The sequence below is a fragment of the Paenibacillus sp. XY044 genome (genome assembly GCF_002257645.1).
Classification (GTDB): domain Bacteria; phylum Bacillota; class Bacilli; order Paenibacillales; family Paenibacillaceae; genus Paenibacillus_AQ.
This window is the reverse complement of the sequence record NZ_NQMO01000007.1, coordinates 145,605-167,674: the sequence shown is the minus strand read 5'-3', so window position 1 is coordinate 167,674 and position 22,070 is coordinate 145,605. Positions and strand designations below refer to the sequence as shown.

General features: G+C 46.0%; 20 protein-coding genes. 16 read left to right on the top strand and 4 right to left on the bottom strand.

The genetic code is table 11. The features are described from left to right. Positions 1–220 precede the first annotated feature (220 nt). From CJP46_RS25200 to CJP46_RS25185, 4 genes are all read left to right on the top strand, one after another. Positions 221–940 carry an endonuclease/exonuclease/phosphatase family protein gene (locus CJP46_RS25200; RefSeq protein WP_094598400.1) on the top strand — a complete coding sequence of 240 codons (720 nt, stop codon included), beginning with the start codon at positions 221–223 and terminating at the stop codon, positions 938–940. 425 nt (positions 941–1,365) lie between these two features. Continuing rightward, positions 1,366–2,850 carry an Lsa family ABC-F type ribosomal protection protein gene (locus CJP46_RS25195; protein WP_094598399.1) on the top strand — a complete coding sequence of 495 codons (1,485 nt, stop codon included), beginning with the start codon at positions 1,366–1,368 and terminating at the stop codon, positions 2,848–2,850. A 457-nt stretch (positions 2,851–3,307) separates the two neighbouring features. Then, a complete protein-coding gene (locus tag CJP46_RS25190) occupies positions 3,308–4,249 on the top strand; it encodes an aldo/keto reductase (RefSeq protein ID WP_094598398.1) in 942 nt (313 codons plus the stop codon). Between the two features lie 163 nt (positions 4,250–4,412). Next, complete coding sequence (locus CJP46_RS25185; RefSeq protein ID WP_094598397.1) at positions 4,413–4,976, top strand: phosphoglycerate mutase family protein; 564 nt, start codon at positions 4,413–4,415, stop codon at positions 4,974–4,976. A 135-nt stretch (positions 4,977–5,111) separates the two neighbouring features. Here the strand turns inward: CJP46_RS25185 and CJP46_RS25180 are convergent, their stop codons facing one another. Further along, the gene (locus tag CJP46_RS25180; RefSeq protein WP_094598396.1) at positions 5,112–5,969 is read right to left on the bottom strand and encodes an SDR family oxidoreductase; all 858 of its coding nucleotides are present in this window, start codon (positions 5,967–5,969) and stop codon (positions 5,112–5,114) included. Between the two features lie 251 nt (positions 5,970–6,220). Here CJP46_RS25180 and CJP46_RS25175 point away from each other — a divergent pair, with 251 nt between their 5' ends. The 6 genes from CJP46_RS25175 (at position 6,221) to CJP46_RS25150 (ending at position 11,994) form a co-directional block, all read left to right on the top strand. Further along, the gene (locus CJP46_RS25175; protein ID WP_256992540.1) at positions 6,221–6,763 is read left to right on the top strand and encodes a TetR/AcrR family transcriptional regulator; all 543 of its coding nucleotides are present in this window, start codon (positions 6,221–6,223) and stop codon (positions 6,761–6,763) included. A 215-nt stretch (positions 6,764–6,978) separates the two neighbouring features. Next, entirely contained in the window at positions 6,979–7,779 is an 801-nt protein-coding gene (locus tag CJP46_RS25170; protein WP_256992518.1) for an ankyrin repeat domain-containing protein, read from the top strand. Between the two features lie 431 nt (positions 7,780–8,210). Next, entirely contained in the window at positions 8,211–8,774 is a 564-nt protein-coding gene (locus CJP46_RS25165) for an aldo/keto reductase (protein ID WP_179281323.1), read from the top strand. A gap of 580 nt (positions 8,775–9,354) precedes the next feature. Next, complete coding sequence (locus tag CJP46_RS25160) at positions 9,355–9,906, top strand: dihydrofolate reductase family protein (protein WP_094598393.1); 552 nt, start codon at positions 9,355–9,357, stop codon at positions 9,904–9,906. Positions 9,907–10,488: 582 nt separating this feature from the next. Then, on the top strand, positions 10,489–10,755 hold the full coding sequence (locus CJP46_RS25155) for a CD3324 family protein (RefSeq protein ID WP_094598392.1): 267 nt from the start codon (positions 10,489–10,491) through the stop codon (positions 10,753–10,755). Positions 10,756–10,911: 156 nt separating this feature from the next. Then, positions 10,912–11,994 (top strand): nucleotidyltransferase domain-containing protein, encoded by a 1,083-nt coding sequence (locus CJP46_RS25150; RefSeq protein WP_094598391.1) that lies wholly within the window; start codon positions 10,912–10,914, stop codon positions 11,992–11,994. A 253-nt stretch (positions 11,995–12,247) separates the two neighbouring features. On the opposite strand, the gene CJP46_RS36885 is transcribed toward CJP46_RS25150, so the two are convergent. The 3 genes from CJP46_RS36885 to CJP46_RS36880 form a co-directional block, all read right to left on the bottom strand. After that, positions 12,248–12,367 (bottom strand): YjcZ family sporulation protein, encoded by a 120-nt coding sequence (locus tag CJP46_RS36885; protein WP_218831055.1) that lies wholly within the window; start codon positions 12,365–12,367, stop codon positions 12,248–12,250. Between the two features lie 340 nt (positions 12,368–12,707). Then, entirely contained in the window at positions 12,708–12,824 is a 117-nt protein-coding gene (locus CJP46_RS36280; RefSeq protein ID WP_143813029.1) for a sporulation protein YjcZ, read from the bottom strand. A 188-nt stretch (positions 12,825–13,012) separates the two neighbouring features. Continuing rightward, entirely contained in the window at positions 13,013–13,123 is a 111-nt protein-coding gene (locus tag CJP46_RS36880; protein WP_218831054.1) for a YjcZ family sporulation protein, read from the bottom strand. A 590-nt stretch (positions 13,124–13,713) separates the two neighbouring features. On the opposite strand from CJP46_RS36880, the gene CJP46_RS25145 reads away from it, so the two are divergent. The 6 genes from CJP46_RS25145 (at position 13,714) to CJP46_RS25120 (ending at position 22,068) form a co-directional block, all read left to right on the top strand. Then, positions 13,714–14,640, top strand: coding sequence for a DUF2268 domain-containing putative Zn-dependent protease (locus tag CJP46_RS25145; RefSeq protein WP_094598390.1), 927 nt, complete (start codon positions 13,714–13,716; stop codon positions 14,638–14,640). Beyond that, a complete protein-coding gene (locus tag CJP46_RS25140) occupies positions 14,615–15,361 on the top strand; it encodes a MerR family transcriptional regulator (protein WP_094598389.1) in 747 nt (248 codons plus the stop codon). The genes CJP46_RS25145 and CJP46_RS25140 overlap by 26 nt, the downstream gene beginning before the upstream one ends. Positions 15,362–15,822: 461 nt before the next feature. Then, positions 15,823–17,877 carry a hydantoinase/oxoprolinase family protein gene (locus CJP46_RS25135; RefSeq protein WP_094598388.1) on the top strand — a complete coding sequence of 685 codons (2,055 nt, stop codon included), beginning with the start codon at positions 15,823–15,825 and terminating at the stop codon, positions 17,875–17,877. Continuing rightward, the gene (locus CJP46_RS25130) at positions 17,874–19,838 is read left to right on the top strand and encodes a hydantoinase B/oxoprolinase family protein (protein WP_094598387.1); all 1,965 of its coding nucleotides are present in this window, start codon (positions 17,874–17,876) and stop codon (positions 19,836–19,838) included. The genes CJP46_RS25135 and CJP46_RS25130 overlap by 4 nt, the downstream gene beginning before the upstream one ends. Before the next feature lie 32 nt (positions 19,839–19,870). After that, positions 19,871–20,983, top strand: coding sequence for an ABC transporter substrate-binding protein (locus CJP46_RS25125; protein WP_094598386.1), 1,113 nt, complete (start codon positions 19,871–19,873; stop codon positions 20,981–20,983). Continuing rightward, positions 20,980–22,068 (top strand): ABC transporter ATP-binding protein, encoded by a 1,089-nt coding sequence (locus tag CJP46_RS25120; RefSeq protein ID WP_094598385.1) that lies wholly within the window; start codon positions 20,980–20,982, stop codon positions 22,066–22,068. The genes CJP46_RS25125 and CJP46_RS25120 overlap by 4 nt, the downstream gene beginning before the upstream one ends. Positions 22,069–22,070: the final 2 nt, after the last annotated feature.

Sequence of the window (22,070 nt, the reverse complement as noted above, 5' to 3'; positions counted from 1 at the left end):
TGACAATACGTAAATGTCTGATGATTGAATATGTTGTCAAGAATAACAAGGGAATCATCCACGATTTTGGCCATAGCTACGTTCAAAATGTAAGTGTAATGCCCATGGAATTGAGCATTGCGTTATCGCATGAAGTGATATCGGCAGCGATACCGCAATAAGCATCGTTGTATTATTGATGTGGCAGATTCATTTCAAAAGAGAAAGACAGGGGATTGAATTGCAGATAAAGGTTGTTACTTTCAATATTCATCATGGGAAAGGGACGGATGGAAAATTAAACCTGAACAGAATAGCCGAAGCGATAGAAGAAAGTGAACCTGACCTTATCGCTCTGAATGAAGTCGACAGACATTTTTCCAAAAGAAGCCATTACTTGGATCAAGTATCATGGTTAGCCGGACGATTAAAGATGAATGCGGCTTTTGGTGCGGCGATCAACATCAAGAAAAAGAATCGTACCATGATTAGACAGTACGGAAATGTCCTTTTGTCTCGTTATCCCATTGTGTCGGAGAAAAACCATCCTATGAAATCCGGTATGATCGAAGGCCGATCTTTATTGGAAGCTGATGTACTCATTAATGATAAGCCACTCAAAATGTATGTCACCCATCTCAGTCTGAATCCACGCAGACGTAATAAACAAATTGAATTTATTGCGGGCAAAATTAAGGAGGATCGTTCGCCTGTTGTCATCGCGGGAGATTGGAATATGAAACGGGGGGGTAAAGCATGGAGCACCATAGCGGGAATTGTTCAGGATTGTCATATGGCGGCAAAAACACCTTGCAATACGTTTCCATCGTCACATCCCGTCTTGCAGATTGATTACATTTTCACTAGTCGGAATATAGATGTTACTTCCGTTGAAGTCATTAACAAGATACCAGCAGCCTCAGACCATCTACCGTTAATCGTAACATTGAATTTGGATTGATGCTTCCGCTTAGGCGGTTCAATGATTGTGTTTTATGAAACAGTTTGCTTTCTAGGGAAACGGATTCTTGACCCCGGTGAACGGATATGCTAAGTTGTGTTCATATTCATGAGATCTCGAGGGGAGGGATAAAGCGATGTCGGAATTAGAGGTTGTGGATGTTCAAGTGAACCTGTCATATCCCCGTTTTTTTGGCATGGTTCACCGAATAAACAATCAGTTACCGGAGCTTTATCCCCCATATATACATCTGCCAAGCGATTTTTGAATGGATGACGCTCGGTTTATTTATTGTATGGTCGGGTTACGTGAGCGCCGAGAAGCACTGGTTGGACTGGTGTTTTTTCGGCGTTTTTTCTTGGCTTCCGTGTAACGGGCGGGATAGGTTTATTTTTCCCGCCAACACTTAGCTGGAGGTCGATTTGATGTCACAGATTTATGTTTCGAACCTGACGTTTGCCTATGAGGGTAGTTACGACAACATTTTTGAGAACGTCCATTTTCAGATCGATACCGATTGGAAATTAGGATTTACGGGCAGGAATGGAAGAGGGAAAACGACGTTTCTCCACCTGATGCAGGGGCAGCTCGAATACAGCGGGACCATATCCGCGAACGTCGAATTCGATTATTTCCCGTTCGAGGTACAACATAAGGAATACCTTACCATAGATGTAATCGGCGAGGTCTATCCGGACTATCTTCACTGGAAGCTGATTCGGGAGCTTAACTGGTTGAAGGTATCGGAGGATGTGCTGTACCGCCCGTTTAATACTTTGTCGAACGGAGAGCAGACGAAGGTGCTGCTGGCAGCCTTATTCATCAAGGAAAACCGTTTCTTACTGATTGACGAGCCGACGAATCATCTCGATATGCACGCGAGAAAGCTGGTCGCCGATTACCTCGACCGAAAGAACGGGTTTATTTTGGTCTCCCACGACCGGGCCTTTCTGGATCGCTGCGTCGATCATATTTTGTCCATCAACAAAACCAATATCGAAATCCAGAAGGGGAATTTCTCGACATGGTGGGAGAACAAGCAGAGGCAGGACCAATTCGAGCTGGCTCAGAACGAAAAGCTGAAACGGGACGTTCAACGCTTATCGGATTCCGCCAAGCGGACGAGCGGCTGGTCGCATGAAGTGGAAAGTACCAAAAACGGAACGAGAAATTCCGGCTCCAAAGTGGACAAGGGGTATATCGGTCATAAGGCAGCCAAAATGATGAAACGCTCGAAAGCAATCGAGCAGCGGCAACTCTCTGCCATTGAGGAGAAAAGTAAGCTCCTCAAGAATATCGAGAACGCGGAGAGTCTCCAAATTTCTCCGCTACCATTTTACAAAAAGCGCATCGCCGAGCTGGACCGCATATCGGTTTCATACGGGTCGAATACGGTATGTGAAGGCGTGACTTTCGAGATTGAACAAGGGGAGCGGATTGCGCTATCTGGTGCAAACGGTTCAGGCAAGTCCAGTATTTTGAAGCTGGTCTGCGGCGAGGGTATCCCATACAGTGGAGGGTTCCATAAGGACGCCCAGCTAAAAATATCATACGTAGCCCAGGATACGTCCCACCTTCGAGGGGATTTGTCCGAATATGCGAAAAGCCGCGGGATTGATGAAAGCCTGTTTAAGTCGATATTGCGAAAGCTTGATTTCTCGAGACTGCAATTTGAAAAGGATATCTCGACCTACAGCGGCGGTCAAAAGAAGAAGGTATTGATCGCTAGAAGCCTCAGCGAAAGAGCCCATTTATATATTTGGGACGAGCCGCTTAATTTCGTTGATGTCATCTCCCGCATGCAAATTGAAGAGCTGCTGCTCGAATACACGCCGACGCTTCTGTTTGTAGAGCATGACAGCGAATTTGTGAACAACGTTGCCACCAAGGTTGTTGAACTATCTAGGTGATGATTCAGTAATGCCGTTTTCGCTTTTAAGTACAGGTTGGAAATGACGATTACAGCATAACTCAAGCCTCTCATGGATGGATTTGTAGCGATCCGTCATGAGAGGAGTTAGCTGGGATGTAAAGCGACAAGAACATATAAACGCTTATTAGCCGCGCGTGGCAGCGGCTTTTTTTGTTTTAAAGATATAAGTTCTTGTCAAAACCCGATGAAAAGAACATATATCGTTAGCCGAGAAAGATAAGAACATGTGTGGTTAGGCGTAACTGATTCGGATCAACAATTACGAGGTTGGCGCTTAAAACGTGACTACAAAATCGGGATACTTAAGCTAACAGGCAGGATAGCTTAATCGATTCGCGAATATGAAAATATAGAATCGTAAATAGTCATTTTCCGATTCAACGCATATCGTTTTTTTTCCGTACATATCGATTCGAGAAAGGAGTGGAAGTCTAATGAAGTACGCAAAACTCGGCAGAACAGACATGGAAGTGTCCCGCATTACGTACGGCGCAATGGAACTGGGAGGAGGCAACGCCTTCTCAGGCGGATTGACTCGCTGGGAGCTGAGGCCCGAAGAGGACAATATCCGGCTTCTCCGCCAGGCTTTTGATAACGGTGTAACTTCGTTCGATACCGCTGAGCTCTATGGGGCAGGACGCTCAGAGTTTATTGTAGGAAAAGCCCTAGTCAATGTAAGAAAACAATGCGTAATCGCAACGAAGGTTAGCGCTCATCACCTACGGCCCAAAGATATCCGTACGGCCCTGTGGCAAAGCATGTTCCGGCTGAATACGGACTATATCGACTTGTATTACATCCATACGCCCAGTAACGAAATCCCGATCGAGGAATCTATGGGTGAGCTGAGCAAGTTGAAAGAAGAAGGCGTTATTCGCGCAATCGGTGTATCCAATTTCTCTCTAGCTCAGCTGAAGGAGGCCATGCAATATGGACGGGTTGACGCGATTCAGCCTGAGTATCATATGCTCCAGCGCAGTATCGAAGACGAATTGCTTGGTTATTGTTTGGAAAACGATATCAGCATCATGAGCTACAACTCCCTTGCTAAGGGGATTTTGACCGGGATTTTCCACAAAGGCAAAGAAGTTACGGATTTTCGCAAGGAGAGGCCTTTATTCCAATCAGAAAATCTGCTGAAAACTGTGGACCTAATCCGTCTCTTGGAGGAAATAGCCGCAGCCAAGGATGCCACTCTCTCGCAAATCGCAATTAGTTGGCTGCTACGCCGGAAGGGTCTGACTTCGGCGATCGTGGGCACGCAGAACGAGAAGCATTTCTTTGAGAATCTGCATTCCATTGACATAGAACTGAGCGAAGAAGAAGCGACCAAGCTGGACGACGTAAGTATACAGGCACTAAAAAATCTCGGCTAAACATCTTTTCCTTGTTCAACGTAGGCATCAGGATTTACTTATGTATTAATAAGGCGACCTGGGGTGGTTGCCTTTTTTTTATATTTGTAAGACGATAAGATCTTACACGCTTAATAGCCGCGTTCATAGAATACCTAATATCGGATTTGATGGAGGGCGAATAATGGAATTCATTTTCATTCGGCACGGTCATGGAGAGCATCTCAACGATTATCCAAATCGGTTGAATACTCTGCATCCTGGTCTTACAGAGTACGGTAAATTTCAAGTAACGCAGATACGAAATGAAATTAAAATGGATCCTGATGATTTAGTTCTTGTAAGTCCAACTAAACGTACAATTGAGACAGCAATTATTATAAAAAATGACATGGAATTCATAATTTCTCCATTGGTTGGTCCGAGAATGTTTCCTCAGAACCCCGAGCTTGCTTTTTTAGCTTGTGATCACATCCTTACTAAAACTGAAATTACAAATCTGTATGGAAATACTGAAATTCTTGATTTCAATTTGGATTGCTGGGAAGAAGGGATCAATAGGATCGAACAAGATATTTTTGAAGGATATGCTACGCGGCTATTAGATTGGATCGGGGAAAGCCATAAAAAGATATTCATCATTTCACATGATGGTACGATAACGAATTATCGGATATGGCTCGGAGAAAAAGGATTGACCAGAAAAGATTTTCTCGGTGAGGCTGTGGTATATCGAATGAATTTGTAGTCTGTTGGTCGCAAAGCTAACGGGGAACGATAGCTTAGGAAGATATTTAAAGGCATCCATATAAATAATACGGATCAGGGCATCCATAGTGGACACCCCTTATCCGATGTTCCAAAACAGTCAATGTTAACAGTGTTATTGAGAAATCGAGTCTTTTAAAAAATCTGTAAAATTCACTGGGGATCTGCCAATCAGGTTCTCTAAAGCGGGATTGGTTTGCGAGAAATCTCCCTGTCGGCTTGCTTGAAACATCCCCGTAAGCATACCGATCATCGCTTCCGGCAGTCCTCGGGATATCAAGTGGTTCCGATATTCATCATCCGATACGACCATTCGCCGAATCGGCCGATCCAAGACCTTGGAAGCAATCGCTGCGATTCTATCCATGTCAATCGCTTCAGAAGCCGTAAGGTAAGGTGTTAGTCCGTCATATCTCTGCTCTGTCAGGATTACCGCTGTGGCCTCAGCCAGGTCGGAATGCGTGGTCCAGGCAACAGGACCGTCTTCCGGAGCAATCAATTCCCCTGTTTTCAAGGCATCACCCATCCACATGATCGCTGATGCGGCATAAAAGCCGTTTCGCAGCGACGTGAACGCCATTCCTGAAGATTGTAGCATTTCTTCTGTTGCAGCATGAACGTTCATGGGAGAAAAATGCGACGTTGCAGATGAAAACATTTGGCTAGTGTACAGCAGTCGTTTAACGCCAGCTTTCTTGGCCGATTCGATTGCGGTTTGATGCTGACGAACAGCAACCTCTCCCAAGGAGTGGGACGAGATCATAAGAACTTGAGACGCATCCTCAAATGCGTGAAGAAGACTTTCGGAATCATCGAAATGTCCTTGCCGAACACGAACTCCGCGTTCTTTTAGATCTTGTGCTGTGCTCACATCGCGGACACTTACACCAATATCCCCAGCAGGAACACGTTTGAGAAGTTCCTCTACGACCTTCCGGCCTAATTTTCCACTCGCCCCTGTAACAACAATCATTTCTACGCTCATCCTTTCGTTTGCAAATCAGATATAGAGTTTCTTGCCATACGATTTTGCTTGTGCAATCATAATCGTATAAGTAAAAGTTAAAAGGATTGAGTCCGTGCGAACAACCTGCAAAAAGCTGTTTTTGTTGTGTTCCCGACATTTTAGTCCTATTGTCTGTTATTTGAGTTCTAGAGAAAGAGGGGGATATACTGTCGGTAAATCCCGAGGATCCGCGTGTTAAAAGAACCCGTCAATTGTTCGTGCAGGCTTTTAACGATTTGGTTGGGAAAAAGAGAAACGTCTATTCCATTTCTGTGCACGATATCACGAACCAAGCAGTCGTAAATCGAACAACATTTTATGCGCATTTTCAGGATAAATATGACTTTCTTAAATATTGGATGACGGAAAAATTCCAAATGTCTATAAGGGATAGGCTGTCGGAAGAAACAAGATGCAATGCGGACAATTTGCGAATTCTTATTCAAACCATATTCGATTTTCTTTTGCAGTTTCAACAATGTAGTACGCCGGGAGACAAGCAGTTTGAAGCGATGTTTGAAAATGCCATGCATCAGGATCTTCATCGATTCCTGCTTAAACGAATAAATGAAGTGGACACACAGGGCTTATCGCAACAAAAATTGAAAGCCATGGCACTTGTTATCAGTTGGGGCATATTCGGATCGGCTTTGCAGTGGAGCCGGAACCCTCAAGATCGCTCAGTGGAAACGATGTTTGGAGAAGTCATTGAGGTTCTATCGATCAATTTGGCCCCTTTTTGGAACCAAACAACCAGCTAAAGACACAACTCCTGTCCTTTAACGGTACAAGTTCTTGTCCTCCGACAGCAGTGAATGTAAGACGACAAGAACATACACGCATAAAAGCCGCGTAGCTGCGGCTTTTTTTGATTTCAAAATATAAGTTTTTGTCAAAACCCGACGACAAGAACAGGGCAGGATTGTGAAAAAGTAAAAATCAACTTTCATAGCAGGGGATAGATGAAGAATATAGAATGATGGAAGTAGTTCATTCTCTGATGGCAACTATATTAAAAAAGAGTGAAGGGGAGGAAAACATGGAGACAATGAAAGACAATGATCCGATTGTCGTGTCGGTCACCCGTATGATTCGCGTGGGGGATGTAGAGGCGCTGCGTCGCATCCTCGATGAAAACCCTATGCTTGCGTCAGCCAGGATCGTAAATGATAAGGGTGAGTTAAGTACTTTTCTTCATGCGGTCACTGACTGGCCAGGTTACTTTCCCAATGGCCCGATGATCGTTAAAATGCTAGTCGATGCGGGTGCCGACCCCAATGCCCCGATTACGGGTTCATGGCATTCTGAGACTCCCCTGCACTGGGCAGCAAGCAGCGACGACGTTGACGTGGCTGAAGCTTTGATTGATGCTGGAGCGGACATTGGGGTACTTGGTGGTTCGATCGCTGAAGGCACGCTATTGGACAATGCAGTTGGTTATGGTTGTTGGAATGTGGCTCGGCTTTTAGTCGCGCAGGGTGCCCGTGTCGATAAGCTTTGGCACGCCGCGGCCCTAGGGTTGATGTCTCGGGTTGAGGAACTTTTAAGTTCTGATTCGTCATCAATTCCAGATGAAATAAACTATGCGTTCTGGCAAGCGAGCCATGGAGGACAACGTCGGGTGGCTGAATTGCTACTCTCCAAAGGAGCTGACATCAATTGGACCCCTAATTACACGAATCAGACGTCACTCGATACAGCAGCCAGTCTTGATACCCGGAGGGACACCATGATCACTTGGCTGAAAACCAAAGGGGCTAATTCGTCTGGACTATAAGAGTAGAACGAGTGCCCCATTGCGTTAACGGGAAACGATAGTTGAATAAACGACCAGGAAGAAGCTGTCGGCGGTGATCGGCAGCTTCATTACGTTATCGGGCAGATTAGTGGAGAATCGTCATTAGCTATATTTCAACGATCGACCCGTTTCAAGGAATAAGAATGATGAAAAATGGATGGCATTCATGGTATGAACGGAGAAATATCTAAAGTGAGATGGGATGCACTTTCTTTGATACGGCATTTAGTTATGGACAAGGTTAAAATGAAAAATTGGTTGGAGCAGCATTGCATCCAATACGTGACAAAGTAAGGATATCAACAAAGTTTAGAGTCTATAGGGAAAATGGAGATGTGGAAAAGCAAGTAGAAAAAGCTATAGATGGAGCACTTAAGCGACTGAATACAGAATAAATTGACCTCTTCTATTTGCATCGAATCAATCCTGAAATTCCTGTAGAAGAAGTGGCATTTGGTGAAGGCAAAATAATTGAGAGTGGTAAGATTAAAGGGTGGGGATTGTCACAAGTCAGTGAAGATGAGATCCGATTAGCAAATAATATTACACAGCTTACAGCCTTTCAAAGTGAATATTCGATGATGGAACGATATGTTGAAGAAAGCGTCCTACCGACTTGTAAAGAATTAGGAATTGGAATGGTTCCCTTTTCTCCTTTAGCCAGTGGATTTCTTTCGGGGAATTACAGTGAGTCTACAGAATATACTGGGGATGACGTCAGAAGAGTAATTACTCGATTTGATAAAGAAAATATCGTTGCCAACCAAGCATTACTTGATCTTCTAGATACATTTTCATCAATAAAAGGAGCGACACCTGCACAAATATCTTTAGCTTGGCTTCTGTATAAAGATGAATGTATTGTGCCTATTCCAGGCATGCGGACCCTTGATCGAATTCAGGAAAATTTAGGAGCTGCGGATATTTCATTAACTATTGCTGAGTTTAACAAGATTGAGAACGCATCTGTCTAAAATTAAAATATATGGAAACCGCACAGATGAAGATATAGCTAAGTTGAAAGAGCTGAATTAATAATTCCACATATGAAAGATCCACTCATCCAAAGGTCACGCTTAGACCGCACAGGCGTTGATAATCGAATTAATTCCTCAAATAATGAGCACACTTCATCAAAAATACCATGACAACTTTTTGTGCGCGAACGTACACAATGTTACCGATCCAAGGTTCAGATACTCTGGAGGCTAAATTTATTTTGGAAATGACGGTGATGAAAGGGGAGCAGCCAGATACGGTTCAAATGACATTTCGACGAGATGATATTAATGCCTATAGGGAGGATGATATTAATGTTTATTACTATCTAGAAACATGATTAAACAAACGGAAACGATAGCTCAATGAAACCCATCTAAAGGCAGCCGGCTTTTTGGTCGGCTGCCTTCTTCTTAACGAACGGGCGGAATTGTTTAAATTTACCATCCCCTGTTTTACTAAGTACTCGGTCTGGCCCGTACTGTGCACATGAGCAATCCATGAGAAATTGGGCCTGCTTTTGGATGATAAAATGTAGACAAAAGGAGGCTGCATATGGGACGTGTAATCCTGATGATGAATGTGACACTGGACGGTTGCTGTGACCACACGCAGGTGATTGCGGATGAGGAGCTCCACGAGTATACGGAGGACCTGATGGACCGGTCTGATGGTCTGCTTTTCGGACGTGAAATCTACCAGCTGATGGAAAGTGCTTGGCCAGCCATTGCCAGCAGCGGCGACGGACCTCAATTCTTAGTCGACTTCGCACGCAAGCTCGATCGGAAACCCAAGTACGTCTTCTCGCGGACACTGGAACACGTGTCGTGGCAGAACTCTTTCTTGTTGAAAGGGCCTGTTTCAGAAGAGGTGCCACAGCTTACGGCAGAAGGGAAGAACCTAGTCGTTAACGGCGGTCCCGGTCTCGGTTCCACCCTGGCACAACTAGGCTTGGTGGATGAGTATCACTTCCTGGTACAGCCAATCGTTGCCGGACGTGGCCCCCAATTATTGGGGGGAGTTCGTGATCGACTGGATCTGAAGCTGACCGAGACCCAAACGTTCGGCTCCGGCGTCGTGGTGCTTCGCTACACGCCAGTTCGTTAACTGTCTGGCTGATCACCGCGGCTTGGCACTGCCAGACGAATATATACGAGCACAAGAGGTAGCCGGCATTTATTTGTCGGCTACCTCGATTATTTCTGATGAGAATCTCTGTTCCAAATTACGACATCCATTTTCAAGATGTCCACCCTTATGCCCAATCTTTCTATGGTGAATTCATAAAATGAAGCTGCATCCGATCCCTTCAGCGGCGAACGAACCAATAATTTCTTAATGATCCAGCCGACTTCATACAAACAGTTGGGCGATTATCCGGTGGTAGCTGAACTTGGACACCAGCAACTCTCTCGCAGCAACCGTGTCTGCCATGAAAACATGGTTTACAAATCCTTGAACAACAAGTTCTGGTATAATAGCAAATAGCAGGCATCTGTTTTCTATGGAGGTGAGGCAGTGAAAACAATCGGGGTAGGATTCTTACATGCATGGCTCTATGCAAAGTCAGTGAAGGATATGGCAATGCTTTGCATAGAGATTAGGAACAATCACATTGCCAACGATGAATCGTAATATTCTACGAACTGGCTTTGCACCTTATTGATTATCAAATAAGGAGTGAGGCAAGTGAAATATTCAAAAGCCGAGTCTATTTTCCCGGAAGAATTGCTTCGTATCATTCAAGAATACGTTCAAGGCGAATTGGTTTATATCCCAAAACCCAAAGAGGCACACTTAAAGTGGGGCGAGAAAACACGCAGCAAGAGTATGGTCTCCGCTCGAAACGCCGAGATTCAATCCCGATTCCGCAATGGAGCCAGCATAAGGGAGTTGGCAGATCGGTATTTCTTGTCCTGCGAAAGCATAAAGAAAATTATTTATAAAAAGAACTAATGAAATCCGCTAAATCGTCATATCGATGGTTTAGCGGATTTGTGCATAAGATGAATTAAATCAACTTATACATAGCAACCGCACCTCTAAATGGATAGACTCAAGTTGAGGTTGTTGTGCTGAAGGACAGCCGGCTCATACGAAGGGGTGTAATGAATGAACGAAATCATAAGGAAGAAGCTGCTGGACAAAAATGAACGGTTGATCAACATGGTGATCGAACGCGCAAGAAGAGATTTTCCAGACGATATCGCAATTATTGGGCTTACGGGCTCGTTTAGCACCGGGGACTTTCACGAGAAGAGCGATCTCGATTTAATTATTATTAATAATACAGACAGGGCATGGGGAATATCCGATTGCTTTATCTTAAATGACGTTGGATATGACATCTACTGCACGCCATGGGATACAAGAATACACGCGCAGTCCACCTTGGAGAGTCCTGGCGTATCAAGCCTAACCGAGCTCAAAATTCTCTATTATGCAAAGCTTGAGGATTTGGAGAAATTGAACGACTTCAGGCAAAAAGCTCTTGATTCTCTTGCGATGCCGATAGGAGAAGCTTGTCTTAATCGAGCAAGAAAATGGATCGATCTGGCTAAGCAAGCATACAGCGATACGATGCTGAGAGATGATATCGGCTCAGTGCGCCATGCATCTGCCGGCGTTCTGTACAATCTAGTCAATGCCTTGGTCAGCATGAACAACACGTGCATCAAACGTGGAATCAAGCGATATTTGGAAGAAATACGCTCGTATCGTTATGTTCCAAGTGATCTCGAATCCTTATACATGTCAGTCATCGAAGCTCATACCGTCGAAGATATCCGATTTGCATCTTTAAATATGTTGAAAAGCGTTACGAGGTTACATCGCATGATGTGTGATAACTTCATTGTTAAACCTGCCCCGACTTTCGATAATCTGAGGGGAACTTACGAAGAATTGTGGTGCAACTACCGCAATAAAATCTTGAACAGTGTTAAAATGAACGATGCCTCCTATGCCTTTCTTTCGGCCTTTGGAGCGCAAGAATATCTTGATGAAATGGCTGCGGAGAAAGGAACCAAGAAATTTGATCTCATGCAGTACTTTGATGCGAGTGATTTACCTGTGATGAAGGAGAAGTTCCTTGAAATGATGGATGAATATGTAGACGAATATGGTAAGGTCGGCAGAGAAGTCGAACATTTCACAACCTTCGAGCAATTATATGCTCATTATATGAATCATTGATCATTTATCCCGGTTCGTCATAAGTCCGCGGAAACCGCGGACTTTTTTATGATAACTGCAACCGAGGCTAAGCGACAAATCGATATGATGAGGACGACTTTTTACAGTAGGGTCAGTGAAGTTGAAGCAGGGGAGTCAAGAAGTACAAGAAAGCTAACGGGCAGTTTTGTGCAAACGCGTGTATGAGCAAGAATGTCAAAACGACCCTGCCGGCCCACAGCCAGCAGGGTTTTCGTCAATCCTGATATTTGGTTTACCAACAAAATGCTGCCAAAATAATGACCAACAGAATGAACAGCACAAGGATTGCACCCATATTGTTGTGCAAACCATAACCATAACCTGCGCCAACTCCTCCTACAACTCCACTCATCCCATACTACCTCCTTAGTTTAACGTACAATGTATCTTATGAATTATTCAGGAATGGGTATGGGCGAAGCGGTAAATAGATAATGGCTCATTCCACGTTTGTAGGATGAGCCATAGAAGTTCTGCGAATGAGCGGATTACTGAGACCCTCTACATCTTTATGATACAAGATCATTAAAATATCCCACCCAACAGATACGGGATGGGATAGTTCGGACGGATGTAAATGAAGAAGAGCAAGTAATCGCGGCGGCAAATTATTATATGTAGAGGTTACTCAAAATGATCCAAAAACATTTATACCCTGCCAGCACAAGCTGGCAGGGTATAATGATGTTCACTTAGAAAAAGAAAGATTTAGTTATGATCACCAGCAAGATAAATAGGACTAAAATAGCTGCAGTGCTGGTACCAAGACCACCATAACCATAACCTGCTCCGCCTACAACTTCACTCATGAGTATGCCCTCCTTTAGTTTAGAGTACATCATATCTTATGGATAAATGAGCATTTGGGAAGGGCAAACTTCTCAAGGGCAAACACTCATTTTTTATTTTCGGACTATAAATTAGAATGAATCAAAAAAACAACCCTGCCAGCTAATAGCCAACAGGGTTTTCGTCATTCCTTGTTCCTTATTCTTTATTACCAACAAAAAGTCGACAAGATAATTACCAACAAAATAAAGAGCACAAGGATAGCACCAACATTGTTGTGCAAGCCGTAACCTACGCCACCAACAACACCATCGCTCATACATGTACCTCCTTTACCAGAAGTTAATATTACAATATGTGTATTCCATCGTTTGGTATGGGTCAACACACTTGATGTATGATTTTTTTCTTGTTGAGGTTCCATTTATTAACTTCAAGCCAGAACAAGATGACAAACTAAACCTTTGGGTTAAAGAAAAATGCCCTGCCGGTAGTAACCAGCAGGGGTCTTAGTGTTACCAACAAAATGCTTTCAAAATAATTACCAACAAAATAAAGAGCACCAAGATAACACCTATTTTTCCTAATGAAAACGCCCGCTTCGAAAGCGGGCTGCACCTTATTTCATCAAAGAGCTTTCATGAGCTACAATACTATATGCCCCATATAGATAATTGGTTCTTACATACCAACAAGAAAATAATCAACAGGGTCTTCATCATTCTTGACTCTTGTCCTGATCAGGATAGCCTTTGCCTGCCTCTGGACTCCTCACGAGAGTATGTTGAACATGAACTCAATCTTGGAGGTATATGATGGAGCATCATGTATTTGATTCAAAGTACTTGACTATGACGTCAGGTCATAGTGCATAATTCTGTGTGAATTCATAATTAGGAGTGGAGAGACATGAACATAAAAACATTGCGTTCAGACCAAATTTATAAAAAAGTTGCCCAAGCTTCGCCCGAAGATAAACTTGAATTATTCAGAAACGAAATGATGGCTCCTTTTATGAAACAATGGCAAATTCAACAAATCCCTTTTAGAGCGGAAGAAGCGAATGGTTTTGACGTAGTTACATTTAATAGTATGATGCATCGATCCCCTGATCAGATTACCCAGAAGATTTCACCTGAGGTAGAGTTGATTTCGTCAGATTCTTTTTGGTTAGAGTGTGAGCACGCTGTAAGGAAGAGCCTCCGTCTATTTATAGAACATGAAATCAGTCTCCCCGTATCTGAATATTTGTTTACCATTCAACTAGGGAATCCGGAAAACCGCGCCTTAACAATAAACGAAGGATATAGCGGCTTTGGGGGTATTCCCGGGTTTATCTGGGGTACAATCTTGCCAAATGAGTACACGATTCCTCGAATGAAGGCTGCGCTGGCGCACGAATGCAACCATAATGTGCGATATCAATTTATTCAGTGGGATCACACCGTTAATTTGGGAGAGCTCATTGTAAGTGAAGGATTAGCTGAAAACTTTGCTACGTTCATGTTTGGAGAAGAGTGGCTCGGACCTTGGGTAACGAAAACAAATGCAGAAACACTTAACAGGCGCATTAAGCCCGTGATCCGAGAGCAATTGCAATTAACGGGGTTTGATCAATTTGCCCCGTATCTTTACGGTGACGAGATCGCAGAACTTCAGAACTTTAAACCGGTCAATATGCCTTACAGCGCCGGCTACGCTTGCGGATTTTATTTAATCCAGTATTACTTAAGAAAGACAGGAAGAACGATCTTTGAGGCAACAATAACGCCTGCTGCTCAAATACTAGACGAAGTAAAAGGATTTTGGGATGAAGAAACCATTATTAGCGGTTAAAGATATTGTTCAGATAACAGGCATTACTGCTCGTACCTTGCATTATTACGATAGAATCGATTTATTTAAACCGACACATCTAACGGAAAAAGGGTATCGCCTATATAATCGAAGCAGTTTGGAAAAACTTCAAACCATTTTATTCTTAAAGGAATTGGATTTTTCCTTGAAAGAAATCGCGGACATTGTAAAGCTGACCAGGCAAGAACAGAAACAAATATTAAAGAAGCAGAGACAAACTTTATTATTGAGAAAACAAAGACTGGAAAACATCATGACGGCTCTCGATGAATACGTAGCGGGGAATGATATTAGTAATTTGCACATTTTTAACCATTCTTCCGTTTTGCCATTAAAAGAACAGTATGCCAATGAGGCAAGATTCATTTATGGCGAAACAGAGGCGTACAAAGTGTATAATGAAACGATGGAAAATTTATCAATAGAAGAAAAAGAGAAACGTTTTTCCGATATTGAAGAAATATATAAACAAATTGCGTCTTGTATCCATCAGGATCCTTCCTCCGATGAAGTGCAGCGATTAATCGAAGAGTGGAAAGAAAATCTAATGCAATTCATGACCTGTGATGAAGAGCTACTGGCTTGCATTGCCAATACCTACAAATTCGATTCGCGGTTCAAAAACTACTTTAATCAATATGGTAATGAGGATTTAGCAGATTTTCTTTACCGTGCAATAATGCATAATATCAATCGGTAATCATCTCAATGAACACTCACTGGTTATGAAAATTAATGATTAAGCTAACGAGGAACTTTAGTCAACAAAAAAAGGAGCAGTCTTGCCAGCGGCAACTGCTCCTTTTTTATTACACAAACAGGCAAGATAGTTACTGAATTATTTCCTCAACTACCTAGGATAGCTAAGGATAAATAAATTGGGCGTTGGTATTAAATGAGGGTAATGCCTGTTCATGGGGTGCACTTCGGCAACCGGCTTAAAGGTTGGCTACTTTATCATTGAACTAATAGTAAGAAAGATTATAATATAGAATTTCTACATTTTATGAAAAACTACCATTAGTTACTTTATATGTATCATGCGATTGAATTTTATGTCGATATCAGTCGAAATAGCTTGACTATTCGGTTCTAATTCCGATAAAATCGATCGTAATATATTGAATTGAATAAAAAAGTAGATTAGGGGGCGTCACCGTCTTGAGCCATTCATGGAGACTTGGTATTGATATAGGGGGTACCTTTACAGATTTAACGGTGCTGGATGAACAAAGTGGTACGCTTACGGGTGTAAAAACACCGACGGTCCCTTCCGATCCCGCTCTAGGGATTGCCAATGGATTGGCTTTATTGAAAGAGAAGGGGATAGAGCCGCAGGACGTGCACTACTTTGCGCACGGAACGACAATCGGCCTTAATACTTTATTACAGCGCCGCGGTGAGGCCATATCGCTTCTTGTTACAGAGGGGTTCAGAGACCTCTTGACGCTTCAGCGTCTGCGTCTGCCCATTCCTTACGATTTCAGTTCCCGACTGCCGGAACCGCTTATTCCTAGAGAACGTGTATTTACAGTGAAGGAGCGTCTGCGTCAGGACGGATCTGTTCACACTCCATTGGATCAGGATAGCCTGGATGAAGCTATTCGCTCTGTGATCGCTTCTGGGGCGGGCGGTGTGGTGGTCTGCTTCCTCCACAGCTATAAGAATCCTGTTCATGAACAGCAGGCCGTTGAACGAATCCGTGAACTGGCGCCGCATCTTGGCGTTACTGCCTCCGCAGAATTATGGCCCCAAATGAGAGAATACGAGCGTGCAGCAATGACAGCGGTGAATTCCTATATTCAGCCGAATGTACAGCGCTATTTTGAGACTCTACAGGAGCGTCTTCAGGAAGAAGGCGTCTCGGCCCAGCCGTTCATCACCCAATCCAACGGAGGGATCATGGACATCGGCACAGCTGCGAAGGCCCCGGTACGGACGCTGTTCTCGGGTCCTGCAGCAGGAGTCATCGGTGCGGTACAGGCGGCCAAGTCCGCAGATATCAGCCATGTTATCACGTTTGATATGGGAGGCACGAGTGCGGATATATCGATTATTGAGGACGGGCAGCCGACCTTTACGCAAATGAATCACTTGGCAGGCATGCCGGTGATGCTTCCTTCCGTTTCCATGTATTCCGTTGGAGCGGGCGGGGGTTCATTTGGCTGGATCGATAATGGCGGACTGCTGAAGGTTGGACCGGAGTCGGTAGGCTCTTCCCCTGGTCCTGCCTGTTATGGCCGAGGCGATAAGGCGGCTCTAACGGATGCCTATCTGCTCTGCGGGTATTTGAATCCGGAACGGTTCGCGGCCGGTCATGTTCAGCTTTACCCGGAACGTTCGGCAGTAGCGATAGCTCCTATCGCAGATTATCTCGGAACCGACGTGCGCGGAGCGGCAGACCGAATGATTCAGGTTGCGGTAGCCAACATGTACGCGGAACTGAGCGCGGTTATGGAGCAGCATGGATTCGACCCGCGTGAATTCAGTCTGCTGGCCTTCGGCGGCGGCGGTCCTGTGACAGCCAACTTTCTGGCTGAAGAAATTCAGTCAGAGAGTGTTCTTGTACCGCCAAGTCCGGGCACGCTGTGTGCTCTTGGCGCTTTGACAGCCGACTTTGCATATGATGCGGTCTTATCCCTGCAGAAAAAATTTGCGGATTTGACGATGGGTACCTTGGTTCACGAGTTTACACAACTGACTGAACAGGCACAGCAGTGGCTCGCAGATCAGCATGTTCAAGGCCTGGAAGGAAGCACGTTGTATTATTCCGTTGATGCACGCTATGCGGGACAGGCCTTTGAAATTGAGCTGCCTCTGGACGGGGTCATGCTGGAAGATCCGACAGGTGAGCAAATGATCGCTGCATTCCATGATCTGCACCGAAGACAATACGGACACAGTGATGCGGCCGCCGAATTGGAATTGATCAATTTGCGAGTCCGTCTGACGGGGCATACTCTGAAACCACACGTCGCTTCCGTCCCCCTGGCACAGGGAGAAATCAGCCCAATAGGGACCCGCAGCATCCAGTATGGCGGGCGGGAATATGAAGCCAGCGTGTATGCGCGCAGCGACATGTATGCCGGGCACCGTGTGGATGGGCCGGCTATTGTTGAGCAGGACGATACGACTGTGCTCATTCTGGCTGGCTGGCAGGGCATCACGGATGCAGCAGGCAACCTGATTTTGAAAAGGAAAGAGGTCAGCGCATGAAGACAGATCCGGCAACTTTAGAGATAATGCGCAGTTATTACAATGCCATTGCTGCGGGTATGGGGCATGTCATTGAGCGCACTTCATTCACAACCTTCGTGAAGGAGTCGGCGGACTTTGCAACGGCATTGGCTACGCCGGACGGTGAATTTTTTGTCTATCCTAAAACAGTAGGGGTTACGATCTTCCTGGGACTTAGTCTGAAACGGGCAGCCGAAGCCTGTCATCCGCTGGAGCCGGGAGACATTATTATCACGAATGAGCCTTATTCGACAGACGGCTTGGCCACCCACCTTCCTGACGTTCATGTGTTCAAGCCCATTTTTGTGAATGGTGAGCTGATCTCCTACGCTTGGGCTTTTGTACACTGCAGTGACGTCGGCGGGCTGGTTCCATCCAGCATTTCGCCTGAAGCGACGGATATTCATCAGGAGGGTTTGCGCATTCCGCCGGTCAAGCTATACAAGCGTGGAGAACCGAACGCGGATGTGCATACGTTCCTGAACGCCAACAGCCGTTCGCCGCAGCTGAACCTGGGGGATTTTAATGCCATGGTAGCCGCAGTCAACACAGCAGAGCAGCGAATGCTTAGCATGGTGGAAAAATTCGGCGTACAGGCCGTCAAAGACAGCATGGAAGATCTTATGGAACAGGGAGAGCTTCGTTCCCGCAAAGTCATCGACCGGATTCCTGACGGCACGTATGAGTTTGCCGATTATCTGGATGACGACATGCTCTCGGATACGCCGATTCGGCTTGCTGTCGCGGTGACAGTCAGCAGCGGGGAGATCACACTGGACTTTTCCAATTCGGATCCCCAAGTAAGAACAGCTTTTAACCTGGTCACGAACGGCAAGAAGCACTCCTTCCTGTTCCAGGGACTGATCAACTATATTATCAGCTCGGATCCGTATATTCCGGTCAATGGCGGAATTACCCGCCCGATCTCGGTGGTCGCACCTGCGGGAACGCTGGTTAATCCAGTGTATCCGGCTGCAGTTGGTGTTCGTCATACCATTACCATGAGGCTCTATAATGCGGTGCTGGGGGCATTGGCCAAAGCGATTCCTCACGGCATTCCGGCAGCTGGCGCAGGGCAGTCGGCCATCGTTGTGCTGTCGACACCGGATGCACAGAACGGGACGCGAAACATGGCCGTTGTGCAGCCTATGGGCGGCGGAGGCGGCGGCCAGAGCAAAATGGATGGCGCGGACGGTATCGACCATGCCTCCGGATTCCTGCGGAATACGCCGATTGAAAGCCTGGAGCAGCATATCCAGGTGCTTGTCCATAAATACGAGCTGCTCGAAAATACAGCAGGACCAGGACTTCATCGCGGCGGTCACGCGATTCGTCTCGACTTTGAAATTATAGAGGAAAGCTCGATCGTGACCGCTCGCGGAATGGAGCGTCTCCGCTTCCATCCTTGGGGCTTGAACGGCGGACGTGCAGGTTCTCTGGGCAAAGTTCAGTTGAATCCCGGACGTGAAGACGAACAAAACCTGCCGAAGATCAGCGTGCTTCATCCGAAACCGGGTGATATTGTCAGCATTCATTCTCCAGGTGGCGGTGGATGGGGCAATCCATTCGAACGAAGCCCGGAAGAGGTGCTGGCGGAGGTCCGCTCAGGTCTGCTCGGCCTTCACGAAGCTGAACAGCTGTATGGTGTTGTGCTTGTGCCGGTGGACGGTAAGCTGACCTTAAATCAAGAACATACTGACCGGATTAGAGCAGAACATCCTGTGCAGGCTGAATTCTGGGATTTCGGCCGTGCACGTACGGCCTATGAACAAGTGTGGACATCGGAAGCGAGTGACCGCTTAGCCCGACTGCTTCAACAGCTGCCGCCAACTCAACGTGCGGCACGCAAGCAGCTTGTGCATGAGCTTGCTGATGCACGAATAAAGGGCGAACCGCTGAATGAAGCTGCCATTGATGCATTGTGGACAGAATTGGTATAGAAAACACTAAGGATATAAGGTGGTCAACGAACATGACAAAGAAAAAGAAATTTGCATTTGGTGCCTTGCTGCTCAGCCTGACTCTTATTGTTTCAGCATGCGGCGGACAGGCCAGCAATACGGAAGGGGCAGCTAGCGGAGAGCTTCCTAAAACAAATAAGGTGGTTATCGGCGTATCTGGCGGAGACTGGGAGAAAAATATCCGTCAGGCTGCTTTGGATAAATTCGAAAAAGAAACTGGCATTGACGTAGAGGTTGTAACAGGAACAGATGCCGAATGGTATCCCAAATTAAAAGCGGGCAATGGAAAAAATGCTCCCTATGATGTTCTCATTCTTCAACCTGATACGATTCAGCGCGCTGCAGGCGCAAACCTTCTCCAACCGCTGGATACAAAGAATGTACCGAATCTTGCCGATCTTTATCCATCGGTAGAAGACCGCTTTACGAAAGACGGCAATATTTATGCAGCCGGCTTCAGCATGGGACAGCTGGGAATTGTTTATCGCAAGGATCTGGTGAAGACACCTCCAACCAAGTGGACGGACCTTTGGAATCCTGAGTTTCAAGGCCATGTGGCTGTTTCTTCACCAACCTATTCTGCCGGCCTGCAGTTTTTCTCCGGTCTGGTACATGCACTTGGCGGCCAGGAAAGCAATGCCGCGGATGTGGACAAAGCGTTCACCAAGTTGGCTGACTTGAAGCAGAATGCCGTGGCATTCCCGGATAATTCCGGTTCCATCCAGACGCTGCTTGAGCGTGGGGATGCATGGCTCGTGCCGTTCTGGGATGGCCGAGCGTTTGCGATGCAGGATTCCGGTCTTGATGTGGGCTTTGTTTACCCTGAAGACGGTCCGGTTGCTGCAGTAGCAAGCTGGGCTATTCCAAAGGGCAGCAAAAACCTCGCTAATGCTTACAAGCTGGTGGATTACCTGTCCAGCCCGGATACACAAAAGGCGTTCTCGGACCTTTCGCTCTATGGCATGACTAATAAAAACGTACAGTACAGCGACACATTGAAACAAAGAGTTCAGGTTGGTGAGGAAGCTTACAAGAAGCTGACCTGGGTTGACTATGCAACAGCTACCCCTAAATTGGCAGAATGGACTGACCGGTGGACCCAAGCACTGGGTGGGGGCAAATGAGCCGTATCCATATTGATGATGTAAGCCGCCAGTTTGGTGATTTTATCGCATTGCAGCAGGTCCAGTTGGAGGTTCGGCAGGGAGAGTTCTTCTCTCTGCTGGGTCCAAGCGGATGTGGTAAAACAACGCTGCTTAATATGATTGCCGGTTTTCTTGATCCGACGACCGGCCGTATTCTGATCGGGGATAATGATGTCACCGGTCTGCCGCCGTACCGCAGGGGACTTGGCATTGTATTTCAGGATTATGCACTTTTTCCGCATTTGACTGTCTTCGATAACGTGGCTTATGGACTGAAGGTTCGCAAGCAGTCGAGAAAGGAGATCATAGGACGTGTGGAAGAAGTGTTGGCTCTGGTCCAGCTCTCGTCCGTGGCCAAGCGTCGTCCTCATCAGCTGAGTGGCGGTCAACGTCAGCGGGTCGCGATTGCTCGTGCTCTTGCCATTGAGCCATCCGTTCTGCTGCTTGACGAGCCGCTCAGTAACTTGGATGCCAAGCTGCGTAAGGAGATGCAGACCGAGCTCCGAATGATTCAGCAGCGAACCGGCGTGACCACCGTTCTCGTTACTCATGACCAGGAGGAGGCACTCAGCCTCTCGGACCGGATCGGAATTCTGGGCCAAGGCGAACTGCAGCAGGTCGGTACACCTCTGGAAGTATACCGTCGTCCGGCCAATCGGTTTGTTGCTGATTTTATAGGTCAGGTGAACCTGATTCAGACGATGGCAGATCCGGTAGTGCCTAGCCGGCGTATCGCGAAGGAATATGAGACGGCCTCGGGCGCTCCGCTCATCGTGGAGTCTGCTGAAGCTGATCGGGCCGGCATGTACATGCTGCGACCGGAACGGATCAAGATCTCCATGACACCTGGTCCGGCAAGAGAATCCAATTGGACTCCGGGCGTTATTTCTCATGTAGGGTATGCCGGAGACCAGATCCGATTAAAGGTTCAGCTGGCCGGCAAAGGCGAGTTGCAGGTTGTTGCTTCTGATCCGGCATTCCCGTCACTTCCGTCCGTTGGTGACCGCTGCGAATTATTCTGGGAAGCCCAGGATGTAATCGCCCTCCCACAGGAAGGAGTGTAGCG